Annotated in this window: 17 protein-coding genes; 13 read left to right on the forward strand and 4 right to left on the reverse strand. The window is 45.7% G+C overall.

Annotation, left to right across the window (positions count from 1 at the left end):
- Nucleotide 1: 1 nt before the first annotated feature.
- On the reverse strand, nucleotides 2–2,086 hold the full coding sequence (locus tag V1467_RS08355; RefSeq protein WP_416308337.1) for an alpha-L-arabinofuranosidase C-terminal domain-containing protein: 2,085 nt from the start codon (nucleotides 2,084–2,086) through the stop codon (nucleotides 2–4).
- A 92-nt stretch (nucleotides 2,087–2,178) separates the two neighbouring features.
- Nucleotides 2,179–3,216, reverse strand: a complete 1,038-nt coding sequence (locus V1467_RS08360) for an alpha/beta hydrolase (RefSeq protein WP_416308338.1) — start codon at nucleotides 3,214–3,216, stop codon at nucleotides 2,179–2,181.
- Nucleotides 3,217–3,435: 219 nt separating this feature from the next.
- On the opposite strand from V1467_RS08360, the gene V1467_RS08365 reads away from it, so the two are divergent.
- The 4 genes from V1467_RS08365 (at nucleotide 3,436) to V1467_RS08380 (ending at nucleotide 8,697) form a co-directional block, all read left to right on the forward strand.
- Nucleotides 3,436–4,980 carry an alpha-N-arabinofuranosidase gene (locus V1467_RS08365; RefSeq protein WP_416308339.1) on the forward strand — a complete coding sequence of 515 codons (1,545 nt, stop codon included), beginning with the start codon at nucleotides 3,436–3,438 and terminating at the stop codon, nucleotides 4,978–4,980.
- A gap of 288 nt (nucleotides 4,981–5,268) precedes the next feature.
- Nucleotides 5,269–7,680 (forward strand): beta-L-arabinofuranosidase domain-containing protein, encoded by a 2,412-nt coding sequence (locus V1467_RS08370; RefSeq protein ID WP_416308340.1) that lies wholly within the window; start codon nucleotides 5,269–5,271, stop codon nucleotides 7,678–7,680.
- Between the two features lie 37 nt (nucleotides 7,681–7,717).
- Nucleotides 7,718–8,236, forward strand: coding sequence for a hypothetical protein (locus V1467_RS08375; RefSeq protein WP_416308341.1), 519 nt, complete (start codon nucleotides 7,718–7,720; stop codon nucleotides 8,234–8,236).
- Between the two features lie 65 nt (nucleotides 8,237–8,301).
- Nucleotides 8,302–8,697 carry a helix-turn-helix domain-containing protein gene (locus V1467_RS08380; protein ID WP_416308342.1) on the forward strand — a complete coding sequence of 132 codons (396 nt, stop codon included), beginning with the start codon at nucleotides 8,302–8,304 and terminating at the stop codon, nucleotides 8,695–8,697.
- Nucleotides 8,698–8,817: 120 nt separating this feature from the next.
- Here the strand turns inward: V1467_RS08380 and V1467_RS08385 are convergent, their stop codons facing one another.
- Complete coding sequence (locus tag V1467_RS08385) at nucleotides 8,818–9,804, reverse strand: arabinan endo-1,5-alpha-L-arabinosidase (protein WP_416308343.1); 987 nt, start codon at nucleotides 9,802–9,804, stop codon at nucleotides 8,818–8,820.
- 218 nt (nucleotides 9,805–10,022) lie between these two features.
- Between V1467_RS08385 and V1467_RS08390 the strand changes: the two genes are divergently transcribed.
- Nucleotides 10,023–11,045, forward strand: coding sequence for a family 43 glycosylhydrolase (locus V1467_RS08390; RefSeq protein ID WP_416308344.1), 1,023 nt, complete (start codon nucleotides 10,023–10,025; stop codon nucleotides 11,043–11,045).
- Between the two features lie 140 nt (nucleotides 11,046–11,185).
- The gene (locus V1467_RS08395) at nucleotides 11,186–11,887 is read left to right on the forward strand and encodes a PEP-CTERM sorting domain-containing protein (protein WP_416308345.1); all 702 of its coding nucleotides are present in this window, start codon (nucleotides 11,186–11,188) and stop codon (nucleotides 11,885–11,887) included.
- A gap of 139 nt (nucleotides 11,888–12,026) precedes the next feature.
- Here the strand turns inward: V1467_RS08395 and V1467_RS08400 are convergent, their stop codons facing one another.
- Nucleotides 12,027–13,655 (reverse strand): sodium:solute symporter, encoded by a 1,629-nt coding sequence (locus V1467_RS08400; RefSeq protein ID WP_416308346.1) that lies wholly within the window; start codon nucleotides 13,653–13,655, stop codon nucleotides 12,027–12,029.
- A gap of 306 nt (nucleotides 13,656–13,961) precedes the next feature.
- Between V1467_RS08400 and V1467_RS08405 the strand changes: the two genes are divergently transcribed.
- The 7 genes from V1467_RS08405 (at nucleotide 13,962) to prpC (ending at nucleotide 20,432) form a co-directional block, all read left to right on the forward strand.
- On the forward strand, nucleotides 13,962–14,681 hold the full coding sequence (locus V1467_RS08405; RefSeq protein WP_416308347.1) for a FadR/GntR family transcriptional regulator: 720 nt from the start codon (nucleotides 13,962–13,964) through the stop codon (nucleotides 14,679–14,681).
- 77 nt (nucleotides 14,682–14,758) lie between these two features.
- A complete protein-coding gene (locus V1467_RS08410; protein WP_416308348.1) occupies nucleotides 14,759–15,538 on the forward strand; it encodes an SDR family NAD(P)-dependent oxidoreductase in 780 nt (259 codons plus the stop codon).
- A 196-nt stretch (nucleotides 15,539–15,734) separates the two neighbouring features.
- Complete coding sequence (locus V1467_RS08415) at nucleotides 15,735–16,436, forward strand: sulfite exporter TauE/SafE family protein (protein WP_416308349.1); 702 nt, start codon at nucleotides 15,735–15,737, stop codon at nucleotides 16,434–16,436.
- Nucleotides 16,437–16,563: 127 nt separating this feature from the next.
- A complete protein-coding gene (locus tag V1467_RS08420) occupies nucleotides 16,564–17,406 on the forward strand; it encodes an SMP-30/gluconolactonase/LRE family protein (RefSeq protein WP_416308350.1) in 843 nt (280 codons plus the stop codon).
- A gap of 134 nt (nucleotides 17,407–17,540) precedes the next feature.
- Complete coding sequence (locus V1467_RS08425) at nucleotides 17,541–18,203, forward strand: GntR family transcriptional regulator (RefSeq protein WP_416308351.1); 663 nt, start codon at nucleotides 17,541–17,543, stop codon at nucleotides 18,201–18,203.
- 78 nt (nucleotides 18,204–18,281) lie between these two features.
- Nucleotides 18,282–19,160, forward strand: a complete 879-nt coding sequence (gene prpB, locus V1467_RS08430) for a methylisocitrate lyase (protein ID WP_416308352.1) — start codon at nucleotides 18,282–18,284, stop codon at nucleotides 19,158–19,160.
- A 129-nt stretch (nucleotides 19,161–19,289) separates the two neighbouring features.
- Nucleotides 19,290–20,432 (forward strand): 2-methylcitrate synthase, encoded by a 1,143-nt coding sequence (gene prpC / locus V1467_RS08435; RefSeq protein ID WP_416308353.1) that lies wholly within the window; start codon nucleotides 19,290–19,292, stop codon nucleotides 20,430–20,432.

Below are 20,432 nucleotides of genomic sequence, written 5' to 3' on the forward strand. Positions count from 1 at the left end.
GCTAGGCGGCACTAAAATGGTAAATTTCCACACTCAGCGGCGCGATTGACAACGGGCCTTGCGTATCAAATTTTGACTCTGTAGTCAGTACTTCAGGTGGCTTGCCGAGCTGATTTCTCGCATCAACGGATTTGCCAGTAAATTTCCAGCATGTTCCCTGTTTGGAGGTATTAAAGTGCTGCAAATTCAAATCCAGATCATGCGTGCTGCGGGTCGCGTTAATCACCGATACGATCAGCGTATCACCAGATTCATTCAGCGACGCCGAGACATCCAGAGGATAGGTGGCACTCCCTGAATTGACTTTGGGTTGATCGCCTCCAATCGGGTATTGGGGAGCCGGTTGAGGTGAATTGCCATTTACCGCCACAGGCGTTACCCCATAGTGTTTATTGAATAATTGAAAGACCCGGCCTTTGGTACTGATGGTTGACTGGGTACGATTAAAGTCCATCCAGGCCGTTGCCATGGTATAACCGGCCATATCGATAAAGTCGGTATGACGATAGAATTCATGTAACGTAAGTGCGATGGCGAGTGCGCCTTTCAGATCATCCTGAAAATGGTATGCCCATTCATCAAAAAATACTTTGACCGAGCCTTTTTCCAAAGCTGGAAATGCCTTTTTATATTCTTCCCAGGCATCTACCATGGTACGAACTCTGTCCGGTGGCTGACGAACTGATTCCAGCAATGTCATATCTACGTCAAATAACTTGCCGGTTTCCAGGTTGAAACGTTTGCCTTCCGGAGGGTAGGCGTGAGTGGCCAGCGCATCAAACTTGCCCCAGCTTCCTTCCAGCATGCCGTAAGCCCAGTCTCTGTCCGACCCCACTTTAACCTGTGGTTGTCCTTCGATAAAAATGCCCTGACCGGTGGTCATTTCGTCCACAAATCCGCCGGGGGCAACGATATAAATTGACGGATCGACGTCACGCATCGCATCAGCAAATAAATTATGCTTGGTGACATAGTGTTCCCGTGACATATGCCCACGTTGCCAATGTCCATACATTTCATTACCAATATTCCAGTATTTAACCTTGTACGGTTCAGTGTGTCCGTTGGCTGCGCGTTTCGCTCCCCATTCGGTGTTTTTGGCGCCGTTGACATATTCCACCAATTCAGCCCCGGAGCGAGGCTCACCAAACCCCGTATTGACACACCAGTAGGGTTCGCACTGAATGAGTTGACACATTTGCAGCAGTTCATCTACGCCAACGTCGTTAGGTTGAACGGCTTTCCAGACCGGATCCAGAATGGGTGGACGTTTATCCGGGTCGCCGACGGTATTTTTCCAGTCATAGGCGGAAATAAAGTTACCGCCGGGCATACGCAACATTTTGCAATCCATTTCTCGCATTAGTGCAATAGTATCGGCACGAAATCCACCAACATTGTCGGCAGGCATCAATGAAACCGCCCCAACTCGCAACGTACCTTCGCCTTTAGCAGCGATTTCCAGACGGCCAGAAGTGGTATCTGCGTCAGGTGAAAACTGGAAGTTAACCGTATTCCAGTCTTTTGACGATTTCACCGTTACCGTTTGGCGTTGTTGCTTGCTTTCCCCCCAAATAAGGGTAATTAATACCTTTTTGACGTCACTGCTGTTCAGTACTATTCGACCTTGATAGGCCTTATTTCCGGCTAGTGCCAGGCCATTTTGGGCGATACCTCGATAATTATTGCTATCAAGATGGATAACCGGACTATGCTCGCCGACATAGGGACGATCCGTATCCAGTCTGATTGCCGACATTTCACCTATTACTGTCCACTTGTTAACAAAACTCATTGCCGCACGTCTGTCTGCGGGTTTTTGTTCTGCTTGCTCCAATACACCAAAGTAGAATTTTCGATCGTCTAGCACTTCACTCCATAAGCTGTGATTGATCAAATTACCGATGTGCTCGATAAAACCACCATAAATATAAGGTGAAATGGCGGGAAAGGTGTGGCCTGAGTCAATAGTCGCCTTGATATTGCTATTGTTCATGCCAAAAACGGGCAACACTTGGCTACCTGCCAATGCAATAGTGCCTTGCAATAATCTTCTTCGTGATATGGGTAAAAAAGAATTTTTCATGATTTTCTCCTATGCCAAATGCAATTAACGCCCAGGTTTAGATTGTCGGTGGAATGAATTTCACCATTGCTCTATCGCGCCGTGTGAGCCAGTTAGTTTGCGGCCGGAGCTAGTTCTTTATTCAAAAAATCGATCATGTCAGTGACTGCCGGGAAGGCTAATTCACTAAAGCAACCACTTGAATAAGTGGGACAGCCACTATCCAAAAAGCCATGAGTTCTGCCTTCAATGATCTTGAAAGTCACAGGTTGGCCAGCCTTTTTAAGGGTATCTACGTAATTTTGTGCCGATTGGGGGGTGGTAAGAGTGTCTTCGCTGCCTACCAGTACAAACTGTGGAGGTAACGGATAAGTATTTTGCTCAACAATGTATTGATTGGGCGAAACCGCCTGATAATAATCGGGATTATCCGCGACGTTAATTTTTGCACCGAATAACCCTCTGGGGGTTGCGTTAGCCCATTTCCAAAACGGGTTACCGGCTGATTCAAAGCCATTTTTTGCAGACGCATATAAATCAAAACCGGCATAACTCAGGATAGCGGCTTGCACTGCCATGCCATCCTGCTTGGCAATTTGTTCAGCTGTTTTGCCTGCCGGCAGGTAGCTAGGCGTAAAACCTAATGTGTTGCCACTAAAACCGTCGCTTTCTAACTGGCGTCCGGCCAGTGTGACCATGGCCGCCAAATGACCACCGGCACTGTCGCCAGTGACGGCTACTCGGGCTGGATCACCATCGTATTGTTGAATATTGTGTTTAACCCACAATACAGCGCCCATTGCATCTTCAACAATTTCGTTGGCAGTGGTGGTATTGTCGAGACTGGCCAAGGTTCGATAATTGCTATTGACCACCACAATATTGGCGTTGGCAGCGATGTAATGGGCTAGATCAGACATTATCTCCTTGGTGTTTAGTAACCAGCCACCACCATGGTAAACAATCAAGGTTGGCATATTGTGATTGCCATTATCCGGCACATAAATATCAGCAGTTAATGCAAAGCCTTTGGGTTTTGCCCAAGTAATATTTTTGAATTGTTTTACTTTATGCGCTGCGCAAACTGAAGGAGCCCAAATAGCCAGAAATGCCAGCGCGGTAACTATGTAACTTAATGATTTTATTCGCATATTCTTTCCCTTGTTGGCGCAGGATTGCCATAACCCTATGCCGTTTTAATCTGTATCTGGGGGGATATTAGCACTATAAAAAATGGTCAATGTTAAATATTATTATCATACTAGTTATGTTATTTAACATTGCGCTTACATCCGCACAGAATTGTCTGTACTTTGCTTAAAACAATCATTATTGAATGCTGGAACTGCAACAATCAGGAGAGAAGTTGAATGAAACTGAAATACTTATATCAACCCATAGTCGCTGGACTACTATTGCTATCGCCTCTGGTGCTGGCGAATACCAAGGTAACATTGGACGTTAGTCATCCTGGCGCCAAGATCAACAAAGATATTTATGGTCAGTTTATGGAACATTTGGGCCGGGGTATTTATGAAGGGATCTGGGTGGGCGAAGACAGCGCTATTGCTAATACCAACGGCTATCGTAATGACGTTTTACAGGCGTTAAAGGATCTTAAGGTGCCTTTGTTAAGATGGCCAGGAGGCTGTTTTGCTGACGAATATCACTGGCGGGACGGTATTGGGCCAAGAGATCAGCGTCCTAAAGGGGTTAACACCAACTGGGGAGGTGTTATAGAGCCCAACAGTTTTGGCACCCATGAGTTTCTGCAATTTGCTGAAATGTTGGGCGCTGATGCTTATGTTAATGGTAATCTGGGCACCGGATCCCCGGCAGAAATGGCACAATGGCTTGAATACATGACCTCGGATAGTGACTCCACCTTAGCCAATTTACGTCGCGAAAATGGTCGTGATAAGCCTTGGAATATCAAATATTTTGCCGTTGGTAATGAAGCCTGGGGTTGTGGTGGTAGCATGACGCCAGAATTTTACAGTCATTTGTATAAACAGTACGCGAGCTTTCTAAAAACACCTGCTGACAATACGCCTATTTTGATTGCCAGTGGTGGTACAGATGACAGAACTGAATGGACAGAGAAATTATCTAGTCTGGAACCTGTTTTTGCCTATCGTATAAATGCGATAAGCCATCACTACTACACACTCCCTACCGGAGTCTGGGAGAAAAAAGGCAGTGCATTAGATTTCCCTGAAGAAGAGTGGGCCTCGACCATGTCGCGTACTCTGCACATGGAAGAAATTCTGGAGAAAAATCTGGCCATTCTGGATAAGAATGATCCTGAGAAAAAGCTCGGCTTTTATGTGGATGAATGGGGCACATGGTATGACGTTACCGAAGGCGATCCAGGATTCCTGTATCAGCAAAACAGTATTCGAGATGCCATCGTTGCTGCACTTAACTTCAATGTATTCCATCAACATGCTGAGCGGGTACAAATGACGATTATTGCGCAAATGGTAAACGTACTACAGACGATGATTCTTACCGATAAAGACAAGATGATCCTGACACCGACCTATTATGTATTCCTAATGCATAAACCGTTTCAGGATGCGACCTATTTGCCGGTGTCGTTAGCCAACAATCCGGAATACAAGTTGGGTGACTATGCGGTTCCTAAAGTCAGTGCCAGTGCCGCCACAGGCACAGACGGTAAAACCTGGATCACTTTGGTTAATACAGACCCAAGCAAATCTGAAAATATCGAAATTGGCGGTCAGTATAAGATGATTGAAGGGCAAATCCTCAGTGCTGACAAAATGGATGCGCACAATACCTTTGACTCGCCGGACACCGTCAAACCAGTCAGTTTTAAAGCAACGGCCAGCAAGGGGAAACTAGGCTTCAATTTACCGCCAAAATCGGTGCTGGTAGCTCAGCTTAAGTAAGTAACAAATAATAGTAGTGGCAGGCTTTATTGATTGCCGCTGCTATTAAATGTAAATATATAATTCATGGTTGCCAGTGCCAGATCACTTTACGCGATTGTAAATTCAAATGGTTTCGCTGGTGGCAAGTTGCGGTACGGGTGAGCCGGTGCAGATATATTTCGCAGTTCTTTCGGTCGATATTCTATTGGCCTTGGTTGTTATAGCCATAAAAAAACATCCGATCAATATGACATCACCAGTTAACAACACAGGCTTTACCCGAATTAAGAATTATCAGGAGATATTATGACCGCGTTTGTTAACCGCTTTGTCCGTCCAACAAGGTTTTTGGGGATACTTCTGTGCTGTCTCGCCTTGTCGAGTCAGGTAAAGTCTGTCGAACTATTTCCCCTATCTCAGGTGCATCTAACCGATAGTCCGTTTAAGCACGCACAGCAAACCAATATTGACTATATCCTGGCCATGCAGCCGGACAAATTACTTGCGCCATATTTGCGTGAAGCCGGTTTGCCGACTCAGGCCGAATCCTATGGAAACTGGGAAAGCTCAGGACTGGATGGTCATATTGGTGGGCATTATCTCAGTGCGTTGAGTCTGGCTTATGCCGCCAGCGGCGATAAACAACTTGAAGACCGTCTTACCTATATGCTGGCGCAATTGCGCCAAGCCCAACTTAAAAACGGCGACGGTTATATTGGCGGTGTTCCCAATGGCAAAGCGGCCTGGCAACAAATTCGCCAGGGCAATATCAAGGCCGATTTATTTTCGCTGAATGATCGTTGGGTGCCCTGGTATAACTTGCATAAAACCCTGGCCGGACTGCGTGATGCGTATCAGTTGGGTGAAAGTGAACTGGCTCGTACTATGTTAGTGGAATTGACTGATTGGGTAGCAGGACTGGTTAAAAACTTAACCGATAAGCAAATTCAGACCATGTTAATTGCCGAGCATGGTGGGCTGAACGAAGTCTTTGCCGATGTTTATGCGATGACCGGTGATAAACATTATTTGACCTTGGCTAAACGTTTTTCTCATCAACTGATTTTACAACCGTTGCTGAAAGGCGAAGATAAACTGAACGGCTTGCATGCCAATACCCAGATCCCCAAAGTCATCGGTTATTTACGCATTTCCGAGCTGGATAATAATCAGGCTTGGCACGATGCAGCGGATTTCTTTTGGCACGATGTGACTGAAAAACGCACGGTATCCATTGGTGGCAACAGTGTGCGAGAACATTTTCATGATGCGGATGATTTCAGTTCCATGCTGGACTCAGTCGAAGGGCCGGAAACCTGCAACACCTATAATATGCTCAAACTGAGCAAAATGTTGTATCAGGACTCAATTAATACCCAGTATCTGGACTACTACGAACGCGCGACTTACAACCATATTCTGTCTTCGCAGCATCCTGATAGCGGTGGTTTGGTATATTTTACCCCGATGCGTTCAGGACACTATCGCACCTATTCTCAAGTGGATACCTCCATGTGGTGCTGTGTCGGCTCGGGGATTGAAAATCACAGTAAATACGGTGAACTGATCTATGCCCATCAAGACGATGAATTGTTTGTTAACCTGTTTATTCCCTCTAAACTCGACTGGCAACAGCAGGGCATAGCGCTGCGCTTAGATACCTTGTTTCCTGACCAAAATCAGGTCAGTCTAACGATAACGGCGGCTGCAAAAAATAGCCGTAAGCCATTGACGGTTAATATTCGCCAGCCTGAGTGGTTAAGCAATATGGCTGCTAATATTAAGGTTAATGGTAAAGCCATTCAGGATTCGACCCAGCATAAAGGTTATATTAGCATCACGCGCCAGTGGCGAGCCGGTGATGTGATTAGTCTGGAATTTACTATTCAGCCACGTTTGGAAGCCTTGCCGGACGGCAGTCATCATTATTCGGTACTCTATGGTCCGGTGGTGTTGGCCGAAAAAGTCGCCCCGTTTGGACAAGAAAATCTGGCCTTTTTTGCCAGCGATGATCGTATGGGACATGTCGCCAGCGGACCGACTTGCGCACCGGAAGCCCTGCCGGTGATTGTGGGGGATACTGAACAATTCCTTAACGGACTTAAACGCCAATCCGGAGCGCATTTATCCTTTGCAATAGGCGAGGGGATGCATGGTGGCCAGGAGGCTATGGCAACTAAATCTGCGTTATTAGTGCCATTTTTCCGCATTCATGAAAGTCGTTATCAGCTATATTGGCCACAAATGTCGGTGGACAAATACGACGATTTTGTTGAGCAAGCTGCACAGCGAAATCGTGAGAAGCAGCAACTGGCCGCGCAAACCATTGATCTGCTCAACCCCGGTGAACAGCAGTTTGAAGTCGAACATGATTTTGCCGCTGAGGGCAGTCGTGCCGGGGTGAATCATGGTGTGCACTGGCGCGATAGCAGCGACTGGTTTAGTTATATATTGCGCGACCCGGAATTACAGGCCAAAACTCTGCGCTTACGCTACTTTGGTGGTGATGGTGGGCGGCATTTCAGTATTGTGCTAAATGGTGAACTGTTGGCTGACGTCACGCTGCCATCCGATAAAGGCGCGGATTTTTATCAGGTAGATTATGCCATTCCACAACGGATTGTAGAGCAAGCCAAGGTGGGCAAGTACGAGTTGAAATTTGTCGCCGGTGAACATTCTATTGCTGGCGGAATCTATGGGATACGGTTGTTGAAGTAAGTGTTATTTTTACGGACTGGTATTAAACGGAGACTTTATGCCATTTACACCATTGCATATGGGACCGGGGATCGCCGTTAAGGCAGTATTGCAAAGTAGCTTTAGCCTAATGGTTTTTGGCTGGGCGCAGATCGTTATGGATATACAGCCGTTAGTGGTGACGCTCACTGGCGAAGGACACCTTCACGGCTTTAGCCATACTTATATTGGTGCCACGTTGTTAGCTTTATTCGCAGCGCTTAGTGGTAAATATCTGTCTGAAGTAGGCTTGCATCTGCTTGGTTTAAACCGTCAATGGCAGGTGAAAATATCCTGGCGCGTGACTTTGTTGTCTGCTTTTTTGGGCACTTATACTCATGTGTTGCTAGATAGCTTGATGCATTCCGATCTCGAGCCTTTTTATCCCTCTAGCACAGACAACCTGTTTTTAGGCTGGATTTCAATTGCAGCGATACACAAATTTTGCTGGTACAGCGGGGTGATCGGTGGCGTTGTTTATTACATCATTCTGGGGATTCAAAAATTTAACAAAGCGGATTTTAAAAATGTCGGGTAAATGTCGGGCATCTTTCGTCACCGACTCGGTTAAATTTGCTGCATATTGATAGCATCGAGGTGGGCATGAGTTTAAAAGCGTTACGCAACAGTCGCCATTTTTCCCAGCAACAGTTAGCTCTGTTATCCGGTTTAAATGTCAGAACCATACAACGCATTGAAAGCGGTCATACAGCCAGTATTGAGTCGCTTAAATGCCTTGCCTCCGTGTTTGAACTTGATATTTCGGAGTTACAACAGGAGATTATCATGGCAGAACAACATGCCGTTAAAAAAGATTGCACTATCAAAACTCACAAAGTTGAAATTAACACTCTGTTGATTGTTGGAGGGATATTTATCGTATTTGGCGCTCCGGCGTTGCAGGCAGAACCCTATACGTCAGCAACCTTTTATCTGGGGGCAGGGTTTTGCTTTGTGGTCGCGGCGTTGAAGATGTTTAGACACCGGATTTATTGCTAGAGCACGTTAGGTTAGCCGATGCGCTGAATTTATTGTCGGCAGATAAAGCGTAATTTGGTTGAGCGTCATTCCCGCGAAGGCGGGAATCCACTGGTTTATCTGCCGCGTTAGAAAATCGTATTACTTTTGCAGTTCCGTAGTAAAATGGTTTAAATCATCCGGGTTTACCACGGGCCAGTCATTTTTCCATGTCATGGGCAAGATGCGCAGTTTCTGGATGCCATTATCAGCGGTTTCATAAGCGTGAAAGACCAGATAGTCTTTGCTATCAAAGGTATAAGCCGCATTATGCCCAAGTGCGATCCAGTCTTTATTGCCTTTTAATACCAAGCTACCACCCCCTTGAAGCATGTCTTTGCCATCTTTATCCAAATAAGGCCCAGTAACGGATTTAGAACGACCGACCATGATTTTGTAGGTGCTATCCATGCGGCGGCAGCAGAAATCGAACGAGACAAACAAATAGTAGTAATCGTTTTTGTTAAATATGTAAGGGGCTTCAATAGCGCCCACCGGATCTTCCGGGCGGCTGGCAAGGTTATACCATTGTTGTGGCTCTGCAGGGCGGGTAAGCGAATCATCCAGTTTAACCAGTTTTAAGCCTGACCAGAATGAGCCAAAGCTCATCCAGATATTGCCTTTTTCATCTTCAATAATGGCCGGATCAATGGCGTTCCAGTCATCACGGTTTGGCACTGATTGCACCACAATGCCTTGGTCTTGCCATTCATAATCGGGCGAACTGGGATCGAGTGACTTGTTAACCGTGACTCCTATGGCCGAGGTGTTTTTACCGAAGGCCGATATTGAATAATAGACATAAAACAGCCCATTTTTTTGGTAAACATCCGGTGCCCAGATATGGTCATTAAAGCTCGGGGAAACACTTTTGGCCCAACTGGGCTGGTCTTCAAATACACGGCCAACTAACTGCCAGTGAGTCAGGTCTTTGGACTGATAATAGGTAATACCGGGGCCGGTACTAAACACGTAATAAGTATCACCCATTTTAGTCATGACCGGATCATGAACTTCTACCTGCTTGGCATTACAGCCCGCACAGATTAACAGCGTTGTGATTAGAGCGGTTATATATTGTCTATTCATTAAAAATCCTTTGGTGCAAAGGAATGGCTACACCCCTCATCCTTGCAACTGCTCCTCTGTTGGCCGTACTTATGCGCCGGCGCGCAATTCCAATGATGTTGGTTGTAACAGTCATCCATTACAATAATGCAGAAGTTGTAATTATTCTAACATTAATATAATACAATATTAATAATTAAGATGTTATTTATATCGACTTTTTAGGGAGTACATTTGATATGTCAAACAACCTGTTAGCTAAATTGAAACAACGATGTTTATTGACGCTAATAACTGGATTGGCGGCTTCATCAGCGATGGCGGAGTTGCATATCGACAATCCGATTGTGGTACAGCGCGCTGACCCGTTTTTGGTACGTGATGTTAATATCGGTTGCTATCATTTTATTGCTACTTCCCCCAAGTTTGATCAAATCGAAATCCGCCAGTCTTGTCATATTAATGAACTCAAAGCGGTACAACCCAAAGTTATATGGCAAAAGCGTGATGCGGGGCCGATGAGCGTGAATATCTGGGCTCCGGAGCTACATCAAATTGATGGTATCTGGTACATCTATTTTGCTGCTGGAGATAAAGCCAAACCTTTCAGCATTCGCATGTATGTGCTGTCGAATCCCAATGCTAATCCGGCACAAGGCAGTTGGAAAGAAGAAGGGCAGATTAAAACGCCCTGGGACAGTTTTTCACTGGATGCCACCACTTTTACTCAAGCTGATAAACGCTTTTTAGTCTGGGCACAAATGGATGCCGACCATACCTATAACTCGGCGCTGTTAATTGCGCAAATGGATTTGCCGACAAGCATCAAAGAACCGGTCGTAACTATTACCGAACCATTATTGGGTTGGGAACGACTAGGCTATAAGGTGAACGAGGGCGCTGCGGTTATTCAGCGCCATGGCAGGTTTTTTATGACTTATTCGGCCAGTGCCACCGATGATCGTTATGCCATGGGGTTATTATGGGCAGATGAAGATGCTGACTTACTTAACCCGGCAAGCTGGCATAAATCACCCCAGCCGGTCTTTACCACTCAGACCGATATTCATCGCTACGGGCCGGGGCATAATAGTTTTGTTGTAGCCGAAGACGGCAAAACCGATTTAATGATTTACCACAGCCGTGATTATCGGCAGTTAAAAGGCACGCCACTGACGGATCCCAATCGCCATGCCCGGGCGCGAGTTTTGGAGTGGGATGAAAAAGGCTTTCCGGTTTTTAATAATGAACAAGGAGATTAACAGCCGCGCAATTAAGGTTTGAACTACTCGCCTGGTAGTCCGCTAAGGGAATTTTGTAATTATTATTATTTGTTAACTAATATTAGTCAGGTCTAATTTTATTTAACAAGCTTATCGGAAAATGGACGAGAGGACCGGATATGAAAATTGGATTCAGAACTACGCTTATTGTTGTGCTTTGGGTATTAAACAGTTTCGCCAATATGGCCAGTGCAGGCTTGATCACCAACACCTATGTGAGTGACCAATATCTGTCGATTCCGCGAGATCCAGGGCCGGGCGCATCTCCGGAAGAGCGCACTTCAGGCCCTGCGTCGGAATTCCCAACTTCGATTGATATTGCAGGGCTTGATGGCATCGTGACCGATGTTAATGTCAAGCTTGTCGGTTTGACACATACTTATCCGGAGGATTTAAATATAGGTCTGGTGAATCCTGCTGGAGTGGGTGTGTACCTTATGGGGGATACGGGATCGTATTTTAGTATACAACTTGTGAATATAACCTTTGATGACCAGGCCAGCGCTGTTTTTGAGGAGTTTTCTCCTATCACTTCAGGGACATACCAAGTATCTCCGTTTGGGTTTGACCATTATGCTATTCCCGCTACTTTCGGTTTGACGCTTGATGCTTTCAATGGAACAACCGCAAATGGATTATGGTCACTATATGTTTACGATAATTTAGGGGCCGACGTTGGCTCACTTCAAGGGTGGGAGATCACGGTAACTACAAGCGATGTTCCAGAACCTGGCAGTCTGGTTTTATTTGCCATTGGACTTATTGGTTTTGTGTTGAGAAAGAATCAATTTAGCACAACAACATTGGCAAACTGCCCTTAACAATTATTGAATAAAATAGTCACAGATATTAAAACAGTTCATTGTTGAATAACAAACTTGCCATGACGGCTGTCAGGCAAATAAAAAGAGGGCGGCTCCTATACAACAGGAAACCGCCCTCGACAGTGGAACTATTTAATTACCAGAATCGAACGTAGATAAAAGCGGTAATCGCCAGAATACCGGCGGTATGGATGTAATCCCATTTATCCAGTCCGGCGCGCATTTCGGACCATTGTGATTTGCTGATACTGCCAAAAGTCAGGCCTTGCAGTTTTTCATCATCACATTGTTTAGTGAACATACTTACCACGACCATAATGACTGAAACCAGTACAAACAGCAGAATACAGAAGTACAGCCAGTTCATATCGGTTATCCAGGCAAATGAGGTGCCTTTTATATCTTCGCGGAACGGCAACAACACCAACCTGATCATACCCATAATAAAACCAGATACTAAGCCGATATAGCCGGCCGAGGCGGTGATACGTTTACTGATAAGTCCCAGGAAGAACACCGCCGCAATACCCGGTGCAATCAATGACTGAACACTTTGCAGATATTCATATAACACATCGGCAATCAGGCTCATCACCGGGATCCATAGCAGGCCCAGCAATACAATCACGATAGTGGCGATGCGGCCCACTCTAAGCAGGTGCAGTTCGGTGGACTCAGGCTTGAATTTTTTATAAAAATCGATGGTAAACAAGGTGGCGGAAGAATTAAACAATGACGCCAGTGAACTCATCAATGCGGCTACCAGACCTCCAATCACTATGCCTTTCACACCGGAAGGAAGCAATTCCGAGACTAGCGTCGGGAAGGCCTGATCGGCACTGTCATAATGAATAATCCCTTTGGCATTCAGCGCGTAGGCAATCATGCCGGGAACCAGAAAAATAAACACCGGAAGTAATTTTAAATAGCCGGCAAACATGGTGCCACGACGGGCTTCTTTAATGCCTTTGGCCGATAGTACACGTTGCACAATATACTGATCCGTACACCAATACCAAAAACCGATGATAAAGGAGCCGAAAATTACACCGGGCCAGGGGAATTCGCTATCAGTTGCAGCGCGGATTAAATGCATATTGGCGTCATTCAGGCGCTCGACTTCTGCCCAACCGCCGACTTTATCTAAACCAACCACTAAAATAACCACCGAACCGATAATCAGCACCGGGGTTTGCAAAACGGAGGTCCACATAATGGCTTTCATGCCACCCAAGACCGTATACAAACCGGTGATTAACACCAGTCCTACCGCAGAGATCCAGAAAAAATCGATACCCCAGATGGTATCGATGCCCAGAATGGTTTTAAACGCTATCCCGCCAGCATATACAGTAACTGCCACTTTGGTGAGTACATAGCTGACTAGTGAAATAACCGACAGAAAAGTGCGTGAGGCCGGATTATAACGACGTTCCAGAAACTCAGGCATGGTGTAAACTTTGCTGCTCCAGTAGAAGGGCACAAACACCCAGCCGAGCAACAGAATGATCCAGGATTGCAACTCCCAGTGCGCCATGGCCATACCTGATTGTGCTCCGGCGCCGGATAATCCCACCAGATGCTCCGAACCAATGTTTGAAGCAAAAATCGAGGCCCCAATCACCAACCAACCGGCATTTCTGCCTGCCAGAAAATAGTCTGCGGTGTCTTTCTCCCTTTGTCGCATCGACATCCACACAACGCCAATGAGCAAGACAAAAAATCCGCCTAGCACCAACCAATCTAACGCACTTAATTCAACCATGTTTTATGTCCCACAAAAGCATCAAAACCCCTTTAACTGCGCTGTTAAGGCAGTTACATTGATGCGGTTTATTATTATTAAAATAACATATTATAGTATAATAGTTGTGGCGAAAAGTAGTTTGTTAACTCGGAGTTAAAATTATTTGCTGGAATGTTATTTTGCGTGATATGAATAATTGATTTTTAATTGCATCAACTCTGGATATACAGCGTCATTTAAACGTATTATGTAGGTTAAACCCTTGACCTACCGATATAAAATTCGTGGTAGTATAATAACATGCTTGTATTTTAAGGAATTACTATGGCGCGGATCGAGAATCTGAACCTGTCTCAGCGAGTCACCAATGAGTTGGGGCAGGCGATTATTGGTGGACACTATACCTGTGACACCGGCTTACCCACTGAGGCCAAGCTCTGTGAAGAGTACGGCATTAGTCGTACCGCTATCAGAGAAGCAGTAAAAATGCTCGCAGCCAAAGGACTTATTTCCTCCAGACCGCGCAAAGGTATTCAGGTAGAGCCATCATCCAATTGGAATTTGTATGATACCAGCGTGTTAAAGTGGATGCTGGAAAGCAGTCCTTCGTTACTGGTACTGAAAGAGTTTTTGCAGATGCGCATGGCTATTGAGCCGCAAGCGGCTGCGTTGGCGGCCGAATATGCTACTGATGAGGACATTGCCAAAATAGGTGAGGCGCTGGAAGGCATGAAAGCGTCGGCCAAGGATCCGGAAAAAAGTTTCCACGATGCAGATTTAGCTTTCCACACCAGTATTTTATTTGCTAGCCGTAACCGGTTTTTCTTCCAGCTCAGGGATTTTATCAGTACCGCGCTAAATGTCAGTATCCAGCATACGACACCAGCCAAAGGCAGTATTGACAGCATTGTGGATGAACACAATAAAGTTTATCAGGCTATCCGTAGCAGGCAGCCAGAGCGGGCCAGAAATATGATCCATTATTTGATTGATGAAGCTATGTCTTTTATTGAAGCCGAAATCGCCAGTAAAAAAGCCAAATAATATAAAAACGGAATGGTTGGGTAACAATTGAACTGCTGCAAAGTGCTTCAAAATCTTGTTAATAATATTGAGTTTATATGTCTGAAAACGCGATAAGCGACACGCAATACCCGAGCTTGAAAGCCAGGCACGTCTTTATTACCGGTGGTGCAACAGGCATCGGTGCTACACTGGTTGCCCGTTTTTGCCGCCAACGCGCGCGCGTAACGTTCATCGATATTGATGATCAGGCCGGTGAAGCGCTTTGCCAGAAATTGTTGGCAGAACATGGCTATGAATTACAGTTTATCCACTGTGATATCCGCGACGTCGATCAGTTGCTGAACAGTATTGAACAGGCAAACGCGGCTTTCGGTGATATTTCGGTACTGATTAATAATGCGGCCGATGATACCCGCCATGATACTGAAACCCTGTCAGTTGAATACTGGGATGAGCGTATGGCAGTCAATTTACGTCCCTGTTTTTTCGCTGCCCAAGCCGTTGTGCCGCAAATGAAGCGCAGCGGAGGAGGCAGTATTATTAATATGGGCTCAATCAGTTGGCGGGTAAAACAGGATTTTATGCCAGCTTATACCACTGCCAAAGCGGCCATTGAAGGGTTAACCCGTACTCTGGCCCGTCATCATGGTCAGGACGAGATTAGAGTTAATACGCTTATCCCGGGTTGGGTCATGACGGACAAGCAGTTGTCCTGTTGGCTGGATGCCGACAACATGAAGAATATCCATAATAATCAATGCTTAAAACAAACACTGCAGCCGAATGATATAGCCAATACGGCGTTGTTTTTAGCGGCCGACGACAGTCGGATGCTGACCGCACAGTCTATTATTGTGGATGGCGGTTGGGTTTGAGTTCATTACCTACAGTTTTGCTCCAGAATTATTCATAACTCTATAGCGTTAAATAATGATTGAATTTTAAATGGTTAGGTGGTTAATTAGCTTAAAAGCAATTATATTATAATATGCAAAATGCCAATTGGCAGGCCATAGCTAAAGAGGCCGTCATGAATTTCTTTTGGCAGATGACAAGAGGGTGAAATAAAGTTTGACTGAATGGACTTTGATATATTTGGTACTGTTTGTTGGCGCCTGCCTGCAAAGTGTTATCGGTTTTGGTCTGGGCCTTCTGTGCGCTCCCATTCTTTTTCTTATTTTACCCGAGCTGGTTCCGGCTCCCATGATCCTCAATGCGTTACTGCTAACTTTGTTGATTGCCATTCGTAACCATGATGCCATTAATGTCAGGCAAACTGCTTTTTCTGTGATCGGCGGTACTATCGGTGTGCTGGTAGCCAGTAGTGTAATGATTTTTCTTGAGCATCATCAATACAGGGTGTTGTTTGGCGTGTCTATTGTGATTGGGGTGATATTGTCGGCCATCGGCTTTCATCCCAGAATTACCGCCTACACCAATGTGTTTGCCGGAACTTTATCCGGTTTTATGGGCACGGTAACCTCGGCGGGCGGTGCCCCAATGGGCTTGTTATATCAAACCGCCGAACATAAACAGATTAAAGCCAATCTAAGCGTGTTTTTTCTGTATATTAATGCTTTCGGTATTTTAACCCTTTGGCTTACCGGGGCAGCGGGTTCCAATGATTTCGTCCTGTTTGTGAAATGTATACCGGCGATATTACTGGGGTGGGGATTTTCCTGGCTGGTTAATAGCCGGATTAATGTTGATATTGTGCGGCCGCTGGTGTTGTTTGTGGCATTTTGTTCCGGCCTTGCCTCTATCGTTTTCTAACTTCTTCTGTCAATATTGACTTCCGAATTACTCTTGCCAATTGGCTTATCCTGCTTATAAGAACATGTCAGTTAATCCTCAACTAAAATCGAATAAAGCAGCATATCAATGTTGGGGACCCCGCTGTGTGCTAGGTGAGGGAGCCTACTGGCATTCTGCGCATCAGCGTATTTACTGGGTTGATATTAAAGGCGCCTATTTACATTGGCTGAATTTGGCCGACAAGCAGGTATTTTCGCTTGCCATGCCGGAGCCGATTTGTTGGGTTGCAGCCACAACAGGGCGAGCGTTGATTGCCGGTTTTGGCAAAGGCATTTATCTGCTCAATCCTGACAGTGGCGAACGGCGATTTTATGCTGCTCCTGATAGTGAACCTGAACATAATCGCCTGAATGATGGCAAGGTAGATTACAATGGAGGTCTGTGGTTCGGCACTATGGACGATCAGGAACAACTCCCCAGCGGCCATCTGTATCAATTGAATAGCTCATCAATACCGGTATGCATGGACTCAGGTTACGTGGTAAGCAATGGCCCGACCTTCTGCCCGCTAACGCAACGTTTATTGCATGCCGACTCGGCTAATCGCACCATTTATCAGTTTGCTCTCGATCCTCAAGGGGGGTTGCATAATAAAGCGATTTTCACCCAGTTTTCAGATTCGATGGGCTTTCCGGATGGCATGACAGTTGATGCGCAAGGCGGTATCTGGGTTGCACAGTGGGGCGGCGGTGGAATTTGCCGCTTTGATCAGCAAGGTCAACTGGATTTACGTATTGAATTACCCGCCACACTGGTGACCAGCCTGGTGTTTGGTGGAGAAAATCTGAGAACACTATTTGTTACCACCGCCACTAAAGATCTTGAGCCTGATGTTTTCGATGCGCAGCCGAATTCCGGTCAATTATTTGAAATTGATATGAGCGCCTGGGGATTTAACGGTTTAGCACCCGTTGCTTTTAAATTGTAACTGCGGCAGCTCTGCTGCAATTGTTAATTCTCTCAATTGTTACTTTGTCGACAATATAAGTGTGTTTGGTTGACTAGTTAGGTTTTTGTGCCTATATTGTCGACACTTTATGGCCTGTATTAGTACATTACCTGATGACCTTCTTTATTGAACAACCGGTTACTTCGTCGGATAAAACCTTTTTCCAGCTTAGAAAAGCCATAGTTGAAGGGGAGATTGCACCCGCGACTAAACTGAGTGAAACCGAGTTGTCGACAAAATACGCTGTCAGTCGTGCCGTGATCCGTGAAGCTATCAATCGTCTGGAATCCTGTCATTTAGTTGAGCGCAAGGCCAATGTCGGTGCTCGTGTTGTTGCATTAACCCCCGAAGGACTGGTCGAACTGTATCAGGTGCGCGAATCTCTGGAAGGTATGGCAGCCAGATTGGCGGCTAAAAATATGACTGATCAGGAAATAGCCGATTTAAATAATTTATTGTCATCGCATTTTCAGGAAGTCAAAGGCGGCGAATCTTATTATCAGGAAGCCGGTGATGTGGATTTTCATTACCGGATTATTCTGGGTAGTAAAAACAAACACCTAATCAGCATGTTGTTTGAGGGCATTTATCATCTGGTGCGCATGTATCGGGTGCAACTGGGCATGTCTGGCCCTAGAGTAACGACCGCTTTTGACGAGCATAAACATATTGTCCAGGCTATTGCCAACCGGGATGAAGAACTGGCAGAGCTGTTAATGCGTCGGCATATTTTGTATTCAAAAAATAATATTCAAACCAAACTGGTTGATGATTAAGTCAACCACCACAATGATTAATCTATGTAGGTCAGGCTTGAGCCTGTCTAATCAACTAGCTAAAAGGGGATAGTCACTATGAGCGCAGGTAGAAATTTTCGTCAGGCCTTAGCTGACAACAAACCGTTGCAGATTGTCGGCACTATTAACGCCTATTCAGCCATGATGGCCAAACAAATTGGTCATCAGGCGATTTATTTATCCGGTGGCGGTGTAGCAAATGCGTCTTACGGTTTACCCGATTTGGGGATGACATCACTAAACGATGTACTGGTGGATGTGCAGCGGATTACCTCTGCCTGTGATCTGCCTTTGCTGGTGGATATTGATACCGGTTGGGGCGGGGCATTTAATATTGCCAAAACCATTCGCGATATGGAAAAAGCCGGTGCGGCAGCGGTACATATGGAAGATCAGGTGGCACAAAAGCGCTGTGGCCATCGTCCGAATAAAGAAATTGTCTCGATCGAAGAAATGGTTGATCGCATCAAGGCCGCGGTAGATGCCCGTACCGACCAAAACTTTTTTATTATGGCGCGCACCGATGCCTTTGCACAGGAAGGGTTAGACGCCGCAGTGGAGCGGGCCAAAGCTTATGTGGCAGCGGGTGCGGACGGTATTTTTGCTGAGGCTATTCAAACCGAGGAACACTACCGCGCCTTTGCACAAGCGCTGGATGTGCCTATTCTGGCCAATATCACCGAGTTTGGTAAAACCGAGTTGTGGAATAAAACTGTGTTGGCGGAATGGGGTGCTGATATGGTGTTGTATCCATTAAGTGCGTTCCGGGCGATGAATAAAGCGGCGGAAAACGTCTACCGCACTATTCTGGAAAGGGGTGATCAAAAATCCGAGCTGGACAATATGCAAACTCGTATGGAGTTGTATGAGTATCTTGGCTATCACCAATATGAACAGAAGCTCGATGAATTATTCGCTCAAGATAAAAATAAATAAATCCTTAATTTTATACTGGTAGGTCCGGCTAGCCTTTCAATACAGGTGCTTATATCCGGTCAGCCTACACGAACTAAAATTAGCGAGATAAATCTAACTTACTCTACACAAAATTCAGGAGAAAATCCTATGGCAAAGGTATTAAGTGGTGCAGGCCTGCGAGGTCAGGTAGCCGGTAAAACAGCATTATCGACAGTGGGCCAGTCAGGCTCCGGTTTGACTTATCGTGGTTATGATGTCAAGGATTTGGCCGAACATTGCCAGTTTGAAGAAGTGGCTTATCTGATTTTAAAAGGTCGTTTGCCCAGTCTGGTTGAACTGGACGTGTATAAAGCTGAACTGCGAGCCATGCGTGGATTACCTGATGCGTTAAAAGAAGTGCTGGAGCGTATTCCGGCCGAAGCCCATCCAATGGACGTGTTACGCACCGGTTGCTCGATGCTGGGTAATCTGGAAACCGAACTGGATTTTGAGCAACAAAGTTTGGTCACTGATCGTATGCTGGCCTGCTTTCCCAGCATTATCTGTTACTGGTATCGCTTCAGTCATGATGGCGTGCGGATTGAAACCGAAACCGACGATGACTCTATCGGTGCACACTTCCTGCATATGTTGCACGGTAAAAAGCCCAGTGAACTGCATGAAAAAGTTATGCATGTATCACTGATTTTATATGCCGAACATGAGTTTAATGCGTCAACTTTTACCGCTCGGGTTTGTGCATCGACGTTATCCGATATGCATTCTTGTATTACCGGTGCCATTGGTTCGTTGCGTGGTCCGCTACACGGTGGTGCTAACGAGGCGGCAATGGAAATGATCCAGGGTTTTACCTCGGTTGAGCAGGCCGAGCGTGAAATGATGGGCAAGCTGGAACGCAAAGAAAAAATTATGGGCTTTGGCCATGCAATTTATTCTGAATCCGATCCTCGTAACGAAATTATCAAGCAGTGGTCGGAAAAACTGGCCAAAGATGTAGAAGATGAAGTGCTTTATCCTGTGTCGGTACGTTGTGAAGAAGTGATGAAGCGCGAGAAAGGCCTATTTTGTAATGCCGATTTTTTCCATGCGTCGGCTTATCACTTTATGGGAATTCCCACCAAACTGTTTACCCCGATTTTTGTGATGTCACGTTTGACCGGCTGGGCTGCTCACGTAATGGAACAGCGCGCAGATAATCGGATTATCCGTCCTTCAGCGGAATATACCGGAGAAGAACTGCGCAAAGTGCCGGCGATTGAAGAACGAGAAACCGTCGAACTAAGTGAATAA

The sequence above is a fragment of the Neptunicella plasticusilytica genome (assembly GCF_047922965.1).
In the GTDB taxonomy this organism is placed as follows: domain Bacteria; phylum Pseudomonadota; class Gammaproteobacteria; order Enterobacterales; family Alteromonadaceae; genus Neptunicella; species Neptunicella plasticusilytica.

Excerpts from the sequence above, each read along its gene's own strand:
- V1467_RS08355 (WP_416308337.1), bottom strand. The coding sequence starts at position 2,086 with ATGAAAAATTCTTTTTTACCCATATCACGAAGAAGATTATTGCAAGGC.
- prpB (WP_416308352.1), top strand. The coding sequence starts at position 18,282 with ATGAGCGCAGGTAGAAATTTTCGTCAGGCCTTAGCTGACAACAAACCG.
- V1467_RS08395 (WP_416308345.1), top strand. The coding sequence starts at position 11,186 with ATGAAAATTGGATTCAGAACTACGCTTATTGTTGTGCTTTGGGTATTA.
- V1467_RS08370 (WP_416308340.1), top strand. The coding sequence starts at position 5,269 with ATGACCGCGTTTGTTAACCGCTTTGTCCGTCCAACAAGGTTTTTGGGG.
- V1467_RS08375 (WP_416308341.1), top strand. The coding sequence starts at position 7,718 with ATGCCATTTACACCATTGCATATGGGACCGGGGATCGCCGTTAAGGCA.
- V1467_RS08385 (WP_416308343.1), bottom strand. The coding sequence starts at position 9,804 with ATGAATAGACAATATATAACCGCTCTAATCACAACGCTGTTAATCTGT.
- V1467_RS08405 (WP_416308347.1), top strand. The coding sequence starts at position 13,962 with ATGGCGCGGATCGAGAATCTGAACCTGTCTCAGCGAGTCACCAATGAG.
- V1467_RS08365 (WP_416308339.1), top strand. The coding sequence starts at position 3,436 with ATGAAACTGAAATACTTATATCAACCCATAGTCGCTGGACTACTATTG.
- V1467_RS08425 (WP_416308351.1), top strand. The coding sequence starts at position 17,541 with ATGACCTTCTTTATTGAACAACCGGTTACTTCGTCGGATAAAACCTTT.
- V1467_RS08380 (WP_416308342.1), top strand. The coding sequence starts at position 8,302 with ATGAGTTTAAAAGCGTTACGCAACAGTCGCCATTTTTCCCAGCAACAG.
- prpC (WP_416308353.1), top strand. The coding sequence starts at position 19,290 with ATGGCAAAGGTATTAAGTGGTGCAGGCCTGCGAGGTCAGGTAGCCGGT.
- V1467_RS08400 (WP_416308346.1), bottom strand. The coding sequence starts at position 13,655 with ATGGTTGAATTAAGTGCGTTAGATTGGTTGGTGCTAGGCGGATTTTTT.
- V1467_RS08360 (WP_416308338.1), bottom strand. The coding sequence starts at position 3,216 with ATGCGAATAAAATCATTAAGTTACATAGTTACCGCGCTGGCATTTCTG.
- V1467_RS08390 (WP_416308344.1), top strand. The coding sequence starts at position 10,023 with ATGTCAAACAACCTGTTAGCTAAATTGAAACAACGATGTTTATTGACG.
- V1467_RS08410 (WP_416308348.1), top strand. The coding sequence starts at position 14,759 with ATGTCTGAAAACGCGATAAGCGACACGCAATACCCGAGCTTGAAAGCC.